This is a genomic window from Holdemania sp. (assembly GCF_986127675.1).
In genome coordinates, this window is record NZ_CFQZWI010000061.1 from 1 (window position 1) to 17,814 (window position 17,814).

Below are 17,814 nucleotides of genomic sequence, written 5' to 3' on the forward strand. Positions count from 1 at the left end.
CTGAGAAGAGACACAATCCTCAGAGAAATGAAGATGAGGGTCTTTTAAATTGAGAACAGATACGATAGAATGAGTAATGGACATAGTGAGATTTCCTTTCTATATTGTGTGGTAACTTTATTGTAACGGAAATTCTTACCTATGTCTCTTTTTTTATGCTCAAGAAAAAAAGGCGTTGGTTTCCACCAACACCAAAATTTATAGAACCAAAATAAGCTGAAAACAGTCCGAAAGGGCTGTTTTTTTCTGACATTCTCCGCTAAAATGAAAAGCAGGATCAAAGAAAAAAAACGAACAGGATGAGGAAATAAGATGATCAAGTTAATCGTATGTGATTTTGACGGAACGATTTTAGAGCGCAGCACTCAGCTGATTTATCCGCGTGTCGCTGAAGCTCTGCGCAAAGCGAAAGCGGATGGGATTGAATTCTGCGCGGCAACCGGCCGCAACGCTCCGGCTGCCCGGCGGATTCTGGAAGGCTCCAAGGTCGAAGGCTGGATGATCGATCTCAACGGCGCGGAGCTGCGCGATCCGCAAGGACAGGTTCGGGCCGTTCAGGCCTTGGATAAGAATCTGGTGCAGCGTCTGCTTCCCAAACTGAGACATCCCGAGGTGCTGACCACGCTGTACAGCGGCGAGCTGAAATATACATTTCTGCCCGTAGAGGAGCACTATCGGCGCTATTTTACAGTTCCTGGCTGCGGCAAAACTCCGCAGAACACGCCGCTGAGTCAGTTTGAAGCGGATTATCGGCAATTCGAAAGACTGGAAGAACTCGCCGACCCGATCTTTAAGGTTGAGATGCGCAGCGCGTCGCTGGACGCTCTGCATCAGATCCGCGGTCAGATCGACGACATACCGCAGATCGCGCTGACTTCGGCGTTTACGCATAATCTGGAAGTGCTTCCGATCACCTGCAACAAAGCCTCCGCGTTAACACAGCTGCAGGAAATCCTCAAGCTGCGGAAAGAAGAGATCGCAGTCTTCGGCGATGATCTGAACGATTTGTGCTTGTTTGAACAGTTTCCCCTCAGCTATGCCGTGGCCAACGCCAAGCCGGAAATCCTCAAGCGCGCTCACGCGGTGATTGGGGCGTGCGATCAACAGGGGCCAGCGGATGTGATCTTCGGTTTCAGCAGCGAAACACGATAAAGAAAACGGATTTCATTTCCATCGCCAACAGAAGCGAAGGGGAGAAATCCGTTTTTTACTGATGACCATACTAAACGTCATTGAAATAGAATAATTGCGATTGACTATTTCCGGCAGAGATGGCGGTAGGCGTTAACTTTTCTGTATTTGCCCAGATCTTCCCGCTTTCGATAGGCGCGCAGTGCGTCGATATCAAACGTTGCATAGACCAGACCGTCTTCCGTTTCGCTCGCTACTGTCAGACAGTTATCCTGGCAATCCCAGACCTGGGGATGAAAGGCGCACGAACATCCCGCTTTTTCTCCCGGCGGATTCGCCATCGCGACGCCGACCTGGTTCTGCATTGCCGCTACGGAAAGCTCCTGAAGGCGGAACGGCTTGATATCGCCGCAGTCGTTGGGAATTAAGATCAGCTCGGCGCCTTGAAGCATAAGCTCCCGGGCACTTTCCGGATATTCCCGGTCGTAACAGATCATCGTGCCAAGGCAGAGATCCTCAAAATGACAGACCTTGAATTCTTCGCCGCTCTCGAGATAACGCTCAAACGAAAAATCACAGGTATGCACTTTACTGTATTTCATGAGCACCGTACCGTTTCGGTCGATGAGATAAGCGCTGTTTTGAGGATATTTCTTCCCTTGAGTAAAAGCCGTGATTTCCACACCGATGGCATGGCGTTTTGCGGCTTGGCAGATTATATTCAATGCGGCGCTTTCATCCGTCAGGGCGTTCTCACACCAGGCGCGGAAGCTGGGGGCGTCTTCCAGACTTTCCACCGGCGTAAGGGTTTCACAGATTTCAGGAAACGCATAGCTTGTCAGGAAGCACTCCGGAAACAGGATAAAGTCGGCGTCCGCCTGCTTCGCTTCCGCGATATAGCGAAGTGCAAGCATCGTGTTTTCCTGAACGTCGGTTGTTTTCGTTTTGTGCTGAACCAGCGCAATTTTAAATTTATTCATTTTACTTCATCCTTTGCTTTGTTCTGTATTTTGATCACGTATGCAGGAATCAAGATCGAATGCCGCGATCTCCCCGTTTTCAGGATGGAAGCCGCACAGTGACTGGATCACCAGACCATGGCAGACAACGAGGATGTCTCCCAGGCCGCAATAACGCCGCAAGACACGGATCATGCGCCGGCGCATCGCGGGAAGGGATTCCCAGGCTTTTTCTTCGCCGGGCGGATAAAACCCGCCACAGACCTGAAATTCATCGTAATGCCGCGCTGCCTGCTCGTCCGGTAAATAAACGTAGGTTTGATCGGCCACCCATTCGTGCAGATCAGTTTCTACCTGCAGCGGAATCTGGAAGCAGCGGGAAAGAATCGCGGCGCTTTGTAAAGCACGGGTGTAAGGCGAGGATAAGATCAGCCGGGCTTGGGCAAGCCGGGGATCGGCCGCTGTCATTTCGATCTCCTGCATGCCTTTGACGGAAAGGGGCGCGAGATGATTGCCGAATCCCTGATAAATTTTTGTGTCTTTTTCTGTATAATCCGCAGAACCATGACGAATGAGATAAAACATCATAAACCTCCTGATTTCTTTAAATGTGAACAGAAAAAACGCCGATCGTTAAGATTCAGCGTTGTTTTGTTTCGTTTTGGAATGTGTCCGGCTTGGTGTTTCGCCATTTTCAGCCGGGGCTTTTTTTGTTTTTGCCGGTGTGCTTCTCGGCTTGCGTGTCCGCTTTACCGCGCCTTCCTCATCCTTATGCGCCGCAGCGGCCGCTTCGCGTTTCTGCTGCATCTGCAGCATTGCGGCCTTCTGGTTCAGGATCACCGGAATGACGATCGGATTGCGGTTGGTCTTCTTATACAGATACGGTTCCAGCGAACTGCGGATACAATTCTTTAATTCGCCGAAGGTCGTTTTCTGCATCATTTTTTTCTTTAAAGCTTCATAAACGATCATTTCCGCTTCCTTCAAGAGCGTCTGACTTTCCTTGATGAAGACGAAGCCGCGGGAAACGATATTCGGCCGGCACAGAATTTTATTCGTGCGCGAATCGATCGTGACGATGACCGCGACTAAGCCGTTATCGGCCAGAATCTTGCGGTCGCGCAGCACCGCTGTGCTCAAGCCGGATATATCGTTGCCGTCGACATAGATATCGTCGGTCTGGATGCGGGTTTCCGCTTGGAAGACTTCGCCGTCGCGCAGCACCAGCACGTCGCCGTTAGCGCAGATGAACGTATTCTCGCGCGGGACGCCGGTTTCAATCGCGCTCTCCGCATGGATCCTCAACATTTTGTATTCGCCGTGCACCGGCATGAAGTATTTCGGCTTGATCAGCTGGAGCATCAGCTTCTGTTCCTCTTGGGAACCGTGGCCGGTCGTATGCAGGGAGGTCAGCGGGCTGTTGACCAGCACGTTGGCGCCGACCCGCGTCAGCTGATTGACGACCTGGGAAACGCTGACCGCGTTGCCCGGGATCGGATTGGACGAGAACACGACGGTATCGCCCGGAATGATTTTAATCCAGCGGTGCGTACCGTTGGCAATCCGGCTTAACGCCGCTAACGGTTCGCCTTGGGAACCTGTGCAGACGATGCAGATCTTACTGGCCGGCAGCGAATTCAGCTGGTCCGGCGTAATGAAATGCTTCTCCGGAATGGCGATGATGCCGAGCTTGCGTGCAATCTGCACGACGTTTTCCATCGACCGCCCGAAGACGGCGACCTTGCGTCCGCAGGCTACGGCCGCTTCCAGAATCTGACCGACGCGGTTAACGTTGGAGGCAAAGGTGGAAACGATTAAGCGGCCCGGCGTTTTGCGGGTGATTTCCAATAAGGATTTCGCGACTTTTTTCTCACTGATCGAGAAGCCGGAAACCTCGGAATTGGTCGAATCGCTCATCAGCAGGCTGACGCCGATCTGACCGATGTATGCCATTTTCTGATAATCGCTGTTGGTGCCGATCGGGGTCAGGTCGAACTTGAAGTCGCCGGTCTCCACGATCCGGCCGTTTGGCGTGTTGATCAAAATTCCCAGAGAATCCGGGATCGAGTGAATCGTGTTGAAGAAGCCGACCTGGAAATGATTGGTCGTGATCCGCGAATCCTCGTTGATCTGCACGAGCTTGACCTGCCGGCTCATCCGCCGTTCCTCCAGCTTTTTCTGAATCAGGGAGCAGGCGAAGCGCGGCGCGTAGATTTTATCGAGCCGGATCGACTGCAGGAAAAACGGAATGCCGCCGATGTGATCCTCGTGTCCGTGCGTAATGATTAACGCCTTGACTTTCGCCTGATTTTTAATCAGATAGGAATAATCCGGAATGACGTAATCGACGCCTAACAGATTTTCTTCCGGAAACCGGACGCCGGCGTCGACGATGATAATTTCATCCTGATGCTCAAAGCAATACATGTTTTTACCGATCTCACCCAAACCGCCCAGAGCGTAGATGAGCGTGTCGGTATCCCGATGAAACGGAGTTTCGACGACCTCGCTGACGGCGCCCGCAGGAATGGACTTCTTGCGGGGAGTTGATTTACGCGGTGCTTTTTTTGCAGGCGTCGCTGCAGTATTTTCTTTCATTATTTACCTCTTTTCTTTATTCTTAAAAAACAATGCACCTGTCTTTTAATGATTGATGTTCGCTTCTTTGCTAATCCCTTGGCAGGGGAGACGATTTCACGGCTAAACCGCGGGATGGCCTGAAATGAATTTCAGCTCCCCGCGGCAGCCAAAAACGATGAGTTTTCTGATTTTATTTATAAAGGGAAACGCCGTTGGAAAGACCGGCAGGAACGAAAAACGGAATTATTCGATCACAATCGCATTTTCAACGGGAGCATACGGATCGTTTTGATTGATCCGGTCATAGAACAGAATGCCGCTGAAATGGTCGATCTCATGCTGCAGGACGATGGCCACATACCCGGATGCCCGGAAAGTCACCTCGCGGTCCTGAAGCATATCGTAGCCTTTGACCTTGATCCGTGCGCTGCGGATGACGTAGCCTGGATGATCGTCGAGAACGGACAGGCAGCCCTCGCCGGATTTCAAATAGGAGTTCTGGACAGACTGAGAAATGATTTTTGCGTTGGCCAGCGCGTATTCGTAATGAATCGGATTGCCGTTTTTATCTTCTTCATCCACAACCACAGCCAGAAGCTGCTTGGGGATGCCGATCTGAATCGCCGCGATGCCCACCGCCGGACGCAGATTCTTGGTTTCCGCCAACTGGGGATCCGTCGATTCCTTGACGTAGGTTAAAAGCTCCATTAACGTATTTTTATCTTCTTCGGACAACGGCAAAGACACCGGCGCTGATTTATCGCGCAGATGGGCGTCATTGTCCTTTACAATGGTATCCATGTTTATGTTCATAAAATCTACCTCACTTTATATAATACTCAAGAAATGCAAAGAAGGAAAGGAAAATTTGACGAAAGCTTTCCATAAATTGATTTTTAAGCGCTTTCTTTTTCTTCTTTCTGCCAGAAACAGCCCAATTTTGACGATTCTTTCCTTTATTCTATTCAAAACCAGTCTCCTCGTCACGTCCTTTGATTGTCAAAAACAGAACTTCAATTCTTTTGTGCAGGGCTGGGATTTATGGTAAAATGTCACCAGGAGGCGGATGAATTTGACGCAGAAAAAAAAGACTTCTTTTCGGATGCCGTACCGGTATGATTTGATCATCCATCTCTGTACGCTGATTTTAGCGGTGTTCGGTTTGTTCATGGTCGCTTCGGCAACGATGGGTCTGGCATCGGGCAACGTGATGACGCTGATGAAAACAATCATGAAACAGCTGGCGTTCACGGTTCTGGGATATCTGGGCATGGTGACGATGGCACGCTGGTTTACGTTTGAACGTATGAAGAAAAATATTACGCCGATCGTCAGCCTGACGCTGGTGCTGCTTTTGTTAGCCCTGTGTTGGGAGGTTGGCGGCGCACGGGCCTGGATCAAAATTCCCTTTCCGGGCCAGGAGATCACGATCCAGCCCTCGGAGTTTTCCAAGGTTGTCATCATCATGGTCATGGCGACATATCTGGGCGATATCCGCAACCTGAAGCTGACGGCCAAAGACTTGATGCGCAACCCGCTCTTGATCGTCGGGGGCTTCTGCTTCATCGTCGCAATCCTGCAGTCGGACTTCGGTTCGGCGATCGTCATGGCGGGGATCGCGTGCATCTGTTTTCTGATCCCCTACCATCCCTCGTTAGTACGGCTGCAGAAGATGCTGGTGATGTTGCTGATCATCGGGGTTGTGCTGATCGTATGGATCCTGTCGCCAATGGGCGAACACCTGATCGAAGCGCTGCCGTTTAAGAACTATCAGATCAACCGCTTCACCTCGGCGATGAATCCATTTGCGGATAAATACGGCACGGGCTTCCAGCTGATCAACGGACTGGTGTCCTTTGCCAGCGGCGGATGGCAGGGCGTGGGGTATGGCAAGTCGATTCAGAAGTATACGAACTTCCCGGCGGCGAACACGGATTTTATCCTGGCGATCGTCGTCGAGGAACTGGGCATCTTTGGTTTCTTATTGATTTTTATCTGTTATGCGCTGATCGTCGGGCGGATGTTTATCTACGCGATCCGGATGAAAAGTCAGCGCGGGCGGATTGTTTTGATCGGCGTTTCAATGTATTTCTTCATTCACTTTTTGTTCAATGTCGGCGGCGTAACCGGCTTGATCCCGCTGACGGGCGTGCCGCTGTTAATGATTTCCGCAGGGGGTTCCAGTACGTTGTCCGTCATGGTGGCGGTTGGCATGGGCCAGGCGGTGATCTCGCAATACCGTCAGGGGAAGATAGAATAAGACGTTAAACGCGGGCCGGCATAAACGGCGAAGGACAACGCTGGTAGGAAAAATGGCGATGTAAGAAAGCGGAGCGGGCTTAACGATGCTTGTTTATAGGAAAAGCCGGCGATTGGAAAAAAGAAAGAAAAGAATTCCCGAAGCGACTCGGGAATTCCAAAGAAAGGGAGAGGAGAAACAAAGATTGGGGGATAGCATCTTTCGATGCACTAGTATCTTGCCCGAGTTTTCCGTCCTTTATACACACAAGGAGTAAAAAAATGCGAATTGTTGCAGGAAAATTTCGTTCCCGGCTGATTCAGGCGCCCAAAGGCGATCAGACCCGGCCGACGCTGGATAAGGTCAAGGAAGCAGTATTCAGCCGGATCGGCCCGTATTTTGACGGCGGCGTCATGCTGGATCTGTTTGCGGGCAGCGGCTCAATGGGACTGGAGGCGCTGTCGCGAGGCGTGGAGCATGTTTATTTTGTCGACCGCAGTCCGGCCGCGGCGGCCGTGATCAAAGCCAATATTGCTTCGCTTCAGGTTGAAGCGCAGTGCGACGTCTGGAAGTGCGATAGCTTCGCGGCGTTAAGACGATTGGCGGGCATGGGTGTTCAACTGGATTTGGTTTATCTGGATCCGCCTTATCAGAAGCAGCAGCTGCACAAGATCATGCAGCAGCTCGACGCGTTAAATCTGATCCGCGATCACGGACAGGTGATTCTGGAGAGTCTAAAGGAAGACGAGTTTGACGAGGCCTACCATCAGCTGCATCGCGTCAAGGAAGCAACTTACGGCATCAGCCGCATCAGTTATTATCGAAAGGAAACAGAACTATGAAACGAGCATGTTATCCGGGATCGTTCGATCCCCCGACCTATGGTCATCTGGACATCATCACGCGGGCATCGTCGGTCTTCGACGAGCTGATCATTGCGATCATGAAGAATCCGAACAAACGCAACGCCTTTACTGAGGAAGAGCGCGTGCGGATGCTGCAGGAGATCACGCGCGATCTGCCGAATGTCAAAGTTGTGGTCGGCCATGGTTTGACGGTGGAATTTGCAAAGTCGATCGGCGTGCAGGTGCTGATCCGCGGCATCCGGGCGGTCATGGATTATGAATATGAGCTGCAGCAGGCGACGGCCAATATGTTTCTGGATGAGACGATTGAAACGGTGTTCTTCGTTGCCCGGCCGCGGTATTCCTTTCTATCGTCGTCCGTATCCAAGGAAATCGCGCTGAACAACGGCGATCTGTCGAAGTTTATCCCGGAAGCCATCATCAATGAGGTTGAAGAAGAGCTGAACCCGCTGAAAAAGAAAACCGGTGGGGAATAACGGCGATTTCCCAGCGGGGAAAAACCGCCGCGGCAGACTTCACTGCCCGCAGGCAGGACGGGTGAGAAGGAACGCAGGCTTTGAAACAAACAGTACAGGATTTTACAGGCGGTTCCATTGATCAGGATAACGCTGAAAATGGGGGCTGAAAAATCACCCGGCCAGATTTTAGACAGACAGAGGCTTCAGACGAGCGCTGGAAAATAAAAAGAGCCGCGGCGGATCCGAAAATAAGGAAATTCGCCGCGGTTTTCCTGTGGTTTTAAGCCAGAAAGGACAAATGAAAGCAATGATCAGCCGCGCAGTCTTTGCAGCATCATCAAGAAGAGGAAGAGACCGCCGGCCAGGCCGGTCTGCATCAGCCGGTAAGCGAGATAACGCAGATAAGCCAGATGAAGATGCGGCGTGAGCGAGAGGACCTGCAGATGCACGCTGAAGCTGGCAAATCCCAGCACCAGCGTCATCAGCAGCGCTTTCAGGGGCACGGCCAGCGGCAGCAGCGCCAGATTGTTGGTGCCTAAGGAAAACTCGGTCACGCACTGAATCGGCAGATGCCAGGCAGCAGGCAGCTTCATCGTCGCTAAATTCAGCAGTACCAGTGTCAGCAGAAGATACGCCCCGATGAAATATAAGCTGACGCCGGCCTGGACAACCGCGTCTTTTAAATTCTCAAATAAGGAAGGAACGGATCCGCGCGGATCCAGTTGCAACGCAACGGGCGTCTTGCGCGTAAAGAACAGCAGCAGCATCACGGCGAAGAATTCCGCCAGCCAGATCATCAAGCCGTATTGAAAGGATCGCAGCAGAACCGAACCGCAGGTGATCAAGATAAACGACGGCGTGCTGACCGTAACGCAGCAAGCCAGCCGCTGCCCCTCAGCCTGCGAAAGCCGGCCATCCCGCACATAATCGTCGATCAGGATCTGTCCGGCGGGCGAGCCGAGAAAGAAGGAAGCGAAGACTAAGGAAAAAGCGGCCGGCGAGATGCGGAACAAGCGCTCGGTAAATCCAAACAGCCGCCTTGAGAGGGCGGCTAACAATCCCTGACCATCAAGGATGCGGATTACGACCATCGCCGCAAACAACGACGGCACCAGTTTTTCAAACCAAATCGACAACGCCTGACAGGATGCCTGGTAGGTTACCGATCCATAATAAAGCAGCGCGGCCAGCAGCGTGAAAAAGATGATTGTCATTCCTTTTTTCATAGGCAAAAAGCCTCCTGGTAAAGTGTATGAGTCCCAAGCTGAAAGTCGAACAGCGATAAGCTTGAAAACTTGAAAAAAATTAGCACTTTTAACTTGACAGTGCTAACAAGCTGGATTATACTGTTAGCAGACATCGGGAAAGAGTGCTAAAGGAGGCGGGATGATGCTGACACCAAGGCGGATTGAAATCTTCAAGGCCATTGTCGACGAGTTCGTTCAGACAGCCGAGCCGGTCGGTTCCAAGACTCTGATGGAAAAGTATCAGCTCCCTTACTCCAGCGCAACGATCCGCAACGACATGATGGTCCTGGAAGAAATGGGACTGCTGGAAAAAACACATACCTCCAGCGGCCGCGTGCCTTCCACAAAAGGCTATAAGTTCTATTGCGAACATCTGATGGAACACAAGGTCGATAACCAGCTGGAAGTGGCAGTCCGCCAGCAGCTGGCCAGCAAACCGCTGAATTTGGACGATGCCATCCGCGAGAGCTGCAACATCCTCTCGCAGATGACGAACCTGACTTCCGGCGTGCTGGGGCCGGATGCGAGCCGGCAGCGGCTGGAGCATGTCAAGCTGTTCCCGATCAGCAACCGAAGTGCTGTGGCAGTCTTTATTACCGATCTGGGGCATACGGAAAACCGGACGTTCCAGTTCGACGACGACCTGTCAGTAGACGATATCCAAACCTGCTGCCAGATTCTGAACGACCGATTGAAGGGCACTTTGATCAAAGACGTCGTGGATAAGATGGATTCGATCAAACCGATCCTGGCGGCGCATGTCAAACGGCATGAAATGTTGTTTCAGGCGTTTGTCAACGCGTTTGTCAAGTTCGCGAGCGAGAACGTATATTTCAGCGGCCAGAACAACATGTTGTACCAGCCGGAATTTGCCGACATTGAAAAGCTGAAGGAATTGATGACGATGATGGAGAACCCGAGCCTGTGGCGTCAGATCGGCACCACAACCAATTCGGAGCTGGCGCTGAAGATGAACGAAAACGCCCAGCTGGTATGGGTCAACGACATGGCCGTCGTCACCAGCAAGTTCAAGCTTGGTTCCGAGGAGGAAGGCCAGCTGATGGTCTTCGGACCATCCCGGATGGATTACGACAAAATTGTTTCGCTGTTGGAAATGGTCAGTCAGTCGATCGAGAGTTTATACGGAAAAGGAGGCAGCCATGAATAACCAGGAAGAAATGAAAAAAGACGAGCAGAACGCCGAACCGGAAACGGCTGCGGCGCCGGGCGAGACCGAAGAAATGACGGAAAGCCCGCAGGTGGAACCGGAAGCGCCGGCCGCGGAAGAAGCGGCGGAGCAGCCGGAAGAAAAAAAGGAAGACAAGAAAGACGAGAAGAAGAAAGGCTTCTTCTCCAAGAAAAATGAAATTGAAGAACTGAAGACACGGATCAGCGAGCTGGAAGGGGAAAACGTTAAACTGAAGAACGAATACCTGAAAGCCTACGCGGATACGGAGAATACCCGGCGGCGTCTTCAGCAGGAAGCCGAGCAAACCCGGAAATACCGGATCCAAAGTTTCGCGCTCGATATCCTGCCGGTTCTGGACAATCTGGAACGGGCGCTGGCAATCGAGCCGACGCCGGAAACCGAAAGCTACCGCAAAGGCGTGGAAATGATTTATCAGCAGCTCATTCACGCGCTGACCAAAGAGGGCGTGAGCGAGATCGAAGCGCAGGGCAAGGAATTCGATCCGAATTTCCATCAGGCTTTGATGATGGAAGCGGTCGAGGGCGTCGAACCCAACCACGTCACCGAGGTGCTGCAGAAGGGCTACATGTTAAAAGACCGAATCCTGCGCGCCGCGATGGTCAAGGTCAGCGAATAAGCAAATAAGTGAAAATGTGTAAATAAATAAGGAGGATTTCTATTATGGGAAAAATTATCGGTATTGACTTAGGTACAACCAACAGCTGCGTCGCCGTCATGGAAGGCAGCGAAGCCAAAGTAATCACCAACCCGGAAGGCAACCGCACCACACCGTCCGTCGTCGCGTTTAAGAACAACGAACGGATCGTCGGCGATGCGGCGAAGCGTCAGGTCGTCACCAACAAGGATTCGATTATTTCGATCAAGCGGAAAATGGGCACCAATGAGAAAGTTCAGCTCAACGGCAAGGAATACACGCCGCAGGAAATTTCCGCGATGATCTTAGGCTACATGAAGGACTATGCGGAAAGCTATTTAGGCGAGAAGGTCGACAAGGCCGTCATCACCGTTCCGGCTTACTTCAACGACGCGCAGCGTCAGGCGACGAAAGACGCCGGTAAGATCGCGGGCCTGGAAGTGGAACGGATCATCAACGAACCGACAGCGGCAGCGCTGGCATTCGGTATCGACAAGACTGACAAGGAACAGAAAGTCCTCGTCTTTGACCTGGGCGGCGGTACGTTCGACGTTTCGATTCTGGATCTGGCCGACGGCACCTTTGAAGTTCTGGCAACCGCAGGCGACAACCATTTAGGCGGCGATGATTTCGATAACGTGGTCGTCGACTGGATGGCAGATCAGTTCAGAAAAGAAAATGGTATTGATCTGAAGCAGGACCGGATGGCGCTGCAGAGAATGAAGGAAGCGGCGGAAAAGGCCAAGAAGGATCTGTCCGGTATGGTTCAGACACAGATTTCCCTGCCGTTCATCAGCGCCGGCGCAGCCGGACCGCTGCACTTTGAAGCGACGCTGACCCGCGCGCAGTTTGACGCGATGACCAAATCGCTGGTCGACCGCACGGTTGTTCCGGTTCGTCAGGCATTGAAGGATGCCGGCTTAACCAAGAATGATATTGATCAGGTCCTGTTAGTCGGCGGCTCAACCCGAATCCCGGCGGTTCAGGAAGCTGTCCGTCAGGAATTAGGCAAGGAACCGAACCGTTCCGTCAACCCGGATGAAGTCGTAGCCTTGGGCGCGGCGATCCAGGGCGGCGTCATCAGCGGCGACGTCAAGGACGTCTTACTGCTGGACGTTACACCGTTAAGCTTAGGTATCGAAACGCTGGGCGGCGTCATGACCGTGCTGATCCCAAGAAATACAACGATCCCGACTTCCAAGAGCCAGGTCTTCTCGACAGCGGCGGACAATCAGCCGGCGGTTGATATCCATGTCCTGCAGGGCGAACGTCCGATGGCCAACGATAACAAGACGCTGGGCAACTTCCAGTTAGGCGGCATCGCACCGGCCCGCCGCGGCGTTCCGCAGATCGAGGTTACCTTTGACATTGACGTCAACGGTATCGTCCACGTTTCAGCGAAGGACAAGGGCACAGGCAAGTCCCAGTCGATCACCATCTCCAACTCTTCCGGATTAAGCGATGAAGAAATCGATCGGATGGTTCGTGAGGCGGAAGATCACAAGGCGGAAGACGATAAGCGCAAAGAAGAAATCGAATTGAAGAACCGCGCGGAAGCGTTCATCAATCAGATCGACGAAACACTGAATACGGAAAACGCGAACGTCACCGATCAGCAGAAGGAAGAAGTCAAGAAGCTGCGCGACGAACTGCGCACGGCAATTGACAACAACGATATCGACACGCTGAAGACCAAGATGGAACAGCTTGAAAAGGCAGCCAACGATATGGCTCAGGCGATGTATCAGCAGCAGGCGGGTGCTCCGGGTGCTGATGCGGGCGCAGGCGCTCAGGATGACAATGTCGTCGATGCCGATTTCAAGGAAAAGAAATAACAATTCACGCCGCACAAAAATCCTGGTTTCCATACTGGGATTTCTGTGTTTGAGCGTGCTGATCAGCGGTTGTTCCCGCACCCCCAAGAACAACGCCGGTCAGTTGGAAAATGCGGACAACGCCGTGCTGACAAGCTCGCTGAGCGAGGAACAGCTGGCGCATGTCAAAGAATGCAACGGCCGCTGCGTCAGCAGCGATCAGCCGGTGGAGCTCGTCGTGATGAACGGCGGCAAACCGGAACCGTTTGCCGTGCTGCAGCCGGGGCAGCTGGTTCAGTTAAAAGAAATCAACGATCCGAATCTGATCACTTCACAATATCTGCCCTTGGATGGAATGGATCAGGAGGGCGGTGCGCAGGTATTGGTCAACGCGCTGGAGGTAACGCCTTCCGGTCGCTGGCTGAATCCGACCAATCATTTACTGGAAAAGGATTTTGCGGTGAAGCTGAAGGCCGGCACCCGGATGCTGGATGACAACGGCGAAACGATCCTGACGACCAGCACGGATCAGCAATGGCTGGTGTATGCCCAGAAGGACGGCGCTTACGGCGTTGAGCTGCAGGGACGAATCGTCTGGGTGGATTCCGCTCAGGTTGAAGAAACGATCGCCCGGCCAGGCAGTGGCGGACCGGCGGCTACGTCGCTGCCAGTGCTGATGTATCACTTCTTTTACAGTGAAGCCGAGGGTCAGAGCCGCGAAAACGTGAATTTCGTCGAGGTGGAGGAATTCCGCGGGCAGCTGCAGGCGTTGCAGGAGGGCGGCTACGTCGCGCTGACGATGCGCGAAGTGGAAATGATGATGAAAGGCTGGGCGGATGTGCCGGAGAAATCGGTCGCGATTACGATCGACGACGGCGATCCGAGGGTTTATCAATATGCTTATCCGGTATTAAAGGATTTCGGCTATAACGCGACGCTGTTTCTGATCACGGGCTGGATGAATCCGCAGCTGCCGTATGAGTTTTTTCAGATGCGCGAGGATGGCTTAGAGCTGCAGTCGCATTCCTTCCTGATGCATCAGGGCGGATGCAAGGCCGGCCATGGCGGACGGATCCTGTGCGTCGATCACGATGAGGGCGTAGCGGATACCCGGCAGTCGCTGGAATATGTCGACGGCGGCTTCGTCTACTGTTATCCGTTTGGCGACGTGAACGATCACGCCGTAGAAATTTTACAGGAAGCTGGGGTTCAGCTGGCTTTTACGACAGAATATGGTAAAATAAAACCCGGAATGGATTTGTACAGGTTGCCGCGGATCCGGGTTACCGGCGGCGCGGGCCTGGACCGGTTCATCAAAAGTATAGAGTAGCAGGAGGGTGATGTTTTATGAGCGAAAAGCGCGACTATTATGAAGTCCTGGGCATCAGCAAAGGCGCTTCCGATGATGAAATAAAAAAAGCCTATCGAAAACTGGCGAAGCAATACCATCCGGATGTGAACAAGGAACCGGGTGCAGAAGAAAAATTTAAAGAAGTCAACGAGGCCTACGAAGTGCTCAGCGACCCGCAGAAACGGGCGACCTATGATCAGTTCGGTCATGCGGGAATGGACGGTATGGGCGCCGGCGGCTTCGGCGGCGGTTTTGGCGGCGGCGGATTTGACGATCTGAACGATATCTTCGGATCGTTCTTCGGCGGCGGCTTTGGCGGCGGCGGATCCCGGGCCCGGTCCAACGGCCCGCGCAAGGGTCAGGACCGCTACATGCAGATGAAGATCAGCTTTATGGACGCGATCTTCGGCAAGACGGAGACGATCACGATCGACGTGGATGAACAGTGTTCTCAATGCATGGGAACCGGTGCGCATTCCAAGGATGACGTTACCGTCTGTCCGACGTGTCACGGTTCCGGAACGGTCGTTACGCAGCAGCGGACGCCGTTCGGGGTATTCCAGTCCCAGAGTGTCTGCCCGGACTGCGGCGGCACGGGTAAGAAAATCCGTAAAAAATGCTCCAAGTGCGGCGGCAAGGGTTATGAACATAAACGCGTGAGCGTCGACGTCAAGATCCCGGCCGGCATTCAGTCCGGGCAGCAGCTGCGGGTATCCGGCAAAGGTGAACGCGGCGCCAACGGCGGGCCAAACGGCGATCTGTATATCGAGATCATGGTCATGAAGCACGATTATTTCGTGCGCGACGGCCGGAATATCTACATTACGATTCCGATTTCTTCAGTGGACGCAACACTGGGCTGTTCGGTCGACGTGCCAACGGTTTATGGCGACGTCGAGCTGACGATTCCTTCAGGAACGCAGAACGGCCAGCAGTTCCGGCTGAAAGGCAAGGGCGTGAAAGATCTGCGCGGGTCTGGTCAAGGCGATCAGCTCGTTGAGGTGAAGATCGAAATCCCGAAGAAGCTGAGCGGCGAAGAAAAAGAAATGTATGAAAAGCTGCGCAAGCTGCAGGCGAAAGGCGGGAAGGAATCCGTCTTCGACAAGTTCAAGAAAGCTTTTAAATAACGATGGAAAGGGTTTCGGGACAACGAACCCTTTTCTTAAAAATTTTGTTTAGCACTCTATTGACTAGAGTGCTAAAAGTGATATACTAACGAGTGTAAGGAGGGACATCCTATGAATATTGATCAGATGACAGAACGATTGCAGCGGATCTTAATGGAAGCGATCCAGCTGGCGCAGGCGCAGGGCCAGAGCGAGCTGAACGTCGAGCATTGTCTGAAAGCAATTTTTGAAGACGACGGCATCGACGGCTTGTGGCAGCGGCTGGGACAAGACAAGCAACGGACGCTGCAGATCGTCGACAGTTATATGAAACGGCTGCCTTCCAGTACTTCCGGCGCTCAACCGAACCTCTCCCGCGAGGTGAATCAGGCGTATCAGGAAGCGCTGAAGTGGAGTCAGGCACACGAAGAAACCTATATGAGTTCGGTAGCATTTCTGATCGGCTTGTTGTTCGGTGGCAGCGCCGTCGCCAAGGCGATTCTGGAAGCGACCGGAATTACGAAAAAAGCGCTTGAAAAAGCGGAGGAAGAAAGACGAGGTGGAATGAAGATGAATGAACAGAACGCGGAAAATCAACTGGATGCGCTGCAGAAATACGGACACGATCTGGTCGAGGACGTCAAGAGCGGCAAGATCGATCCGGTTATCGGCCGGGATGAGGAAATCCGGCGGGTTATCCAGATCTTGTCGCGGAAAACAAAGAATAACCCGGTGCTGATTGGCGAACCGGGTGTCGGGAAGACGGCGATTGTCGAGGGCATCGCGTGGCGGATCATGAACGGCGACGTTCCATTCGGCTTGAAGGAAAAGAAACTGATCGAGCTGGATATGGGCGCACTGATCGCCGGCGCAAAATACCGTGGCGAGTTTGAGGAACGGCTGAAAGCGGTGCTGAACGAAGTGAAGCAGGCGGACGGCAACATCATCCTGTTTATCGACGAGATTCATAATCTGGTCGGCGCGGGCAAGACGGAAGGCTCCATGGACGCAGCCAACCTGTTGAAGCCGATGTTGGCGCGGGGCGAACTGAAATGTATCGGAGCGACGACGTTTGATGAATACCGCAAGTATATTGAGAAGGATGCGGCGCTGGAACGCCGGTTCCAGAAAGTTCAGGTCGACGAACCGTCCGTGGAAGACACAATCTCTATCCTGCGGGGCTTGAAGGATCGGTTTGAAAGCTATCATGGCGTACAGATTCTCGATGAAGCGATCATTGCTGCGGCGACGCTGTCCAACCGCTATATCACCGACCGGTTTTTGCCGGATAAAGCGATCGATTTGGTCGATGAAGCCTGCGCTTCACTGCGGGTGGAGATGGATTCGATGCCGACAGAGCTGGACGAGCTGATGCGGCGGATTATGCAGCTGGAAATTGAAGAAACGGCGCTGAAAAAGGAAACCGACGCCAAGACGCTGCAGCGGCTGGAGGAGCTGCGCAGGGAACTGGCGGATCTGAAAGAAGAAAAAGAAATCAAATACAACCAATGGCAGCAGGAAAAGCGTAAGCTGGACGAAGCCAAGGTTTACAAGGAGCAGCTGGAAAAAGCCCGCCTGGACTTCACGCAGGCGCAGAACGAAGCGCGCTATGAGGAAGCGGCGAAGCTGCAGTATGACACGATCCCGACGCTGGAGCGGAAAATCCGCGAGTCGGCGCAGAACAAAAAAGAGGAACACATGATCCAGGAGATCGTCGATGAGGAACAGATCGCCAAGGTCGTTTCCCGCTGGACGCACATCGAGGTCAGCAAGCTGATTGAAACGGAACGGCAGAAATTATTGCATCTGCAGGACGCGCTGGCGCAGCGGGTCATCGGTCAGGATGAGGCGCTGGAGCTGGTCACGGAAGCGATTCTGCGGTCCAAGGCGCAGATTCAGGATGAAAACCGGCCGATTGGTTCGTTCTTGTTCTTAGGCCCGACCGGCGTCGGTAAGACCGAAGTGGCCAAGGCGCTGGCGGAGCAGTTATTTGACGATGAATCGAAGATCATCCGGATTGATATGAGCGAATACATGGAGAAGCACAGCGTGTCGCGGTTGATCGGCGCGCCTCCGGGATATGTCGGTTACGACGAGGGCGGTCAGCTGACGGAAGCAGTGCGCAGAAAGCCGTATTCCATCGTGCTGCTGGACGAAGTGGAAAAGGCTCATCCGGATGTGTTCAACATCCTGCTTCAGATCCTGGACGACGGTCGGAT

Annotated in this window: 15 protein-coding genes; 10 read left to right on the forward strand and 5 right to left on the reverse strand. The window is 52.9% G+C overall.

From position 1 onward, the window contains the following. Nucleotides 1-312 precede the first annotated feature (312 nt). On the forward strand, nt 313-1,152 hold the full coding sequence (locus AC5OW4_RS09870; protein ID WP_072684248.1) for an HAD family hydrolase: 840 nt from the start codon (nt 313-315) through the stop codon (nt 1,150-1,152). Between the two features lie 104 nt (nt 1,153-1,256). Here AC5OW4_RS09870 and AC5OW4_RS09875 read toward each other — a convergent pair whose 3' ends face one another. The 4 genes from AC5OW4_RS09875 to def form a co-directional block, all read right to left on the reverse strand. After that, the gene (locus tag AC5OW4_RS09875) at nt 1,257-2,111 is read right to left on the reverse strand and encodes a carbon-nitrogen hydrolase family protein (protein ID WP_072684249.1); all 855 of its coding nucleotides are present in this window, start codon (nt 2,109-2,111) and stop codon (nt 1,257-1,259) included. A gap of 6 nt (nt 2,112-2,117) precedes the next feature. Then, nucleotides 2,118-2,675: a histidine phosphatase family protein gene (locus tag AC5OW4_RS09880; protein WP_072684250.1), complete on the reverse strand. Its 558-nt coding sequence runs from the start codon at nt 2,673-2,675 to the stop codon at nt 2,118-2,120. Between the two features lie 48 nt (nt 2,676-2,723). Beyond that, nucleotides 2,724-4,688: a ribonuclease J1 gene (gene rnjA / locus AC5OW4_RS09885; RefSeq protein ID WP_139248599.1), complete on the reverse strand. Its 1,965-nt coding sequence runs from the start codon at nt 4,686-4,688 to the stop codon at nt 2,724-2,726. A gap of 225 nt (nt 4,689-4,913) precedes the next feature. Continuing rightward, complete coding sequence (gene def, locus AC5OW4_RS09890) at nt 4,914-5,483, reverse strand: peptide deformylase (protein WP_072684251.1); 570 nt, start codon at nt 5,481-5,483, stop codon at nt 4,914-4,916. Nucleotides 5,484-5,736: 253 nt separating this feature from the next. Between def and AC5OW4_RS09895 the strand changes: the two genes are divergently transcribed. From AC5OW4_RS09895 to coaD, 3 genes are all read left to right on the forward strand, one after another. Then, nucleotides 5,737-6,930, forward strand: coding sequence for an FtsW/RodA/SpoVE family cell cycle protein (locus tag AC5OW4_RS09895; protein ID WP_072684252.1), 1,194 nt, complete (start codon nt 5,737-5,739; stop codon nt 6,928-6,930). Nucleotides 6,931-7,019: 89 nt separating this feature from the next. Continuing rightward, a complete protein-coding gene (gene rsmD / locus AC5OW4_RS09900; protein ID WP_255524715.1) occupies nt 7,020-7,751 on the forward strand; it encodes a 16S rRNA (guanine(966)-N(2))-methyltransferase RsmD in 732 nt (243 codons plus the stop codon). Then, complete coding sequence (gene coaD / locus AC5OW4_RS09905) at nt 7,748-8,251, forward strand: pantetheine-phosphate adenylyltransferase (RefSeq protein WP_072684253.1); 504 nt, start codon at nt 7,748-7,750, stop codon at nt 8,249-8,251. Before rsmD ends, coaD begins: the two co-directional genes overlap by 4 nt. Before the next feature lie 293 nt (nt 8,252-8,544). On the opposite strand, the gene AC5OW4_RS09910 is transcribed toward coaD, so the two are convergent. Next, complete coding sequence (locus tag AC5OW4_RS09910; protein ID WP_072684254.1) at nt 8,545-9,459, reverse strand: hypothetical protein; 915 nt, start codon at nt 9,457-9,459, stop codon at nt 8,545-8,547. Nucleotides 9,460-9,622: 163 nt separating this feature from the next. Here AC5OW4_RS09910 and hrcA point away from each other — a divergent pair, with 163 nt between their 5' ends. The 6 genes from hrcA to AC5OW4_RS09940 form a co-directional block, all read left to right on the forward strand. Further along, nucleotides 9,623-10,648: a heat-inducible transcriptional repressor HrcA gene (gene hrcA, locus AC5OW4_RS09915; protein ID WP_072684255.1), complete on the forward strand. Its 1,026-nt coding sequence runs from the start codon at nt 9,623-9,625 to the stop codon at nt 10,646-10,648. Then, nucleotides 10,641-11,306, forward strand: coding sequence for a nucleotide exchange factor GrpE (grpE, locus tag AC5OW4_RS09920; protein WP_195548416.1), 666 nt, complete (start codon nt 10,641-10,643; stop codon nt 11,304-11,306). Before hrcA ends, grpE begins: the two co-directional genes overlap by 8 nt. A gap of 44 nt (nt 11,307-11,350) precedes the next feature. Next, nucleotides 11,351-13,159, forward strand: coding sequence for a molecular chaperone DnaK (gene dnaK, locus AC5OW4_RS09925; RefSeq protein WP_072684256.1), 1,809 nt, complete (start codon nt 11,351-11,353; stop codon nt 13,157-13,159). Next, nucleotides 13,119-14,468, forward strand: coding sequence for a polysaccharide deacetylase family protein (locus tag AC5OW4_RS09930; protein WP_159432777.1), 1,350 nt, complete (start codon nt 13,119-13,121; stop codon nt 14,466-14,468). The genes dnaK and AC5OW4_RS09930 overlap by 41 nt, the downstream gene beginning before the upstream one ends. Nucleotides 14,469-14,485: 17 nt before the next feature. Continuing rightward, on the forward strand, nt 14,486-15,616 hold the full coding sequence (gene dnaJ, locus AC5OW4_RS09935) for a molecular chaperone DnaJ (RefSeq protein ID WP_072684258.1): 1,131 nt from the start codon (nt 14,486-14,488) through the stop codon (nt 15,614-15,616). 111 nt (nt 15,617-15,727) lie between these two features. Then, on the forward strand, nt 15,728-17,814 hold a 2,087-nt coding region (locus AC5OW4_RS09940; protein WP_493676921.1), incomplete at its 3' end, for an ATP-dependent Clp protease ATP-binding subunit.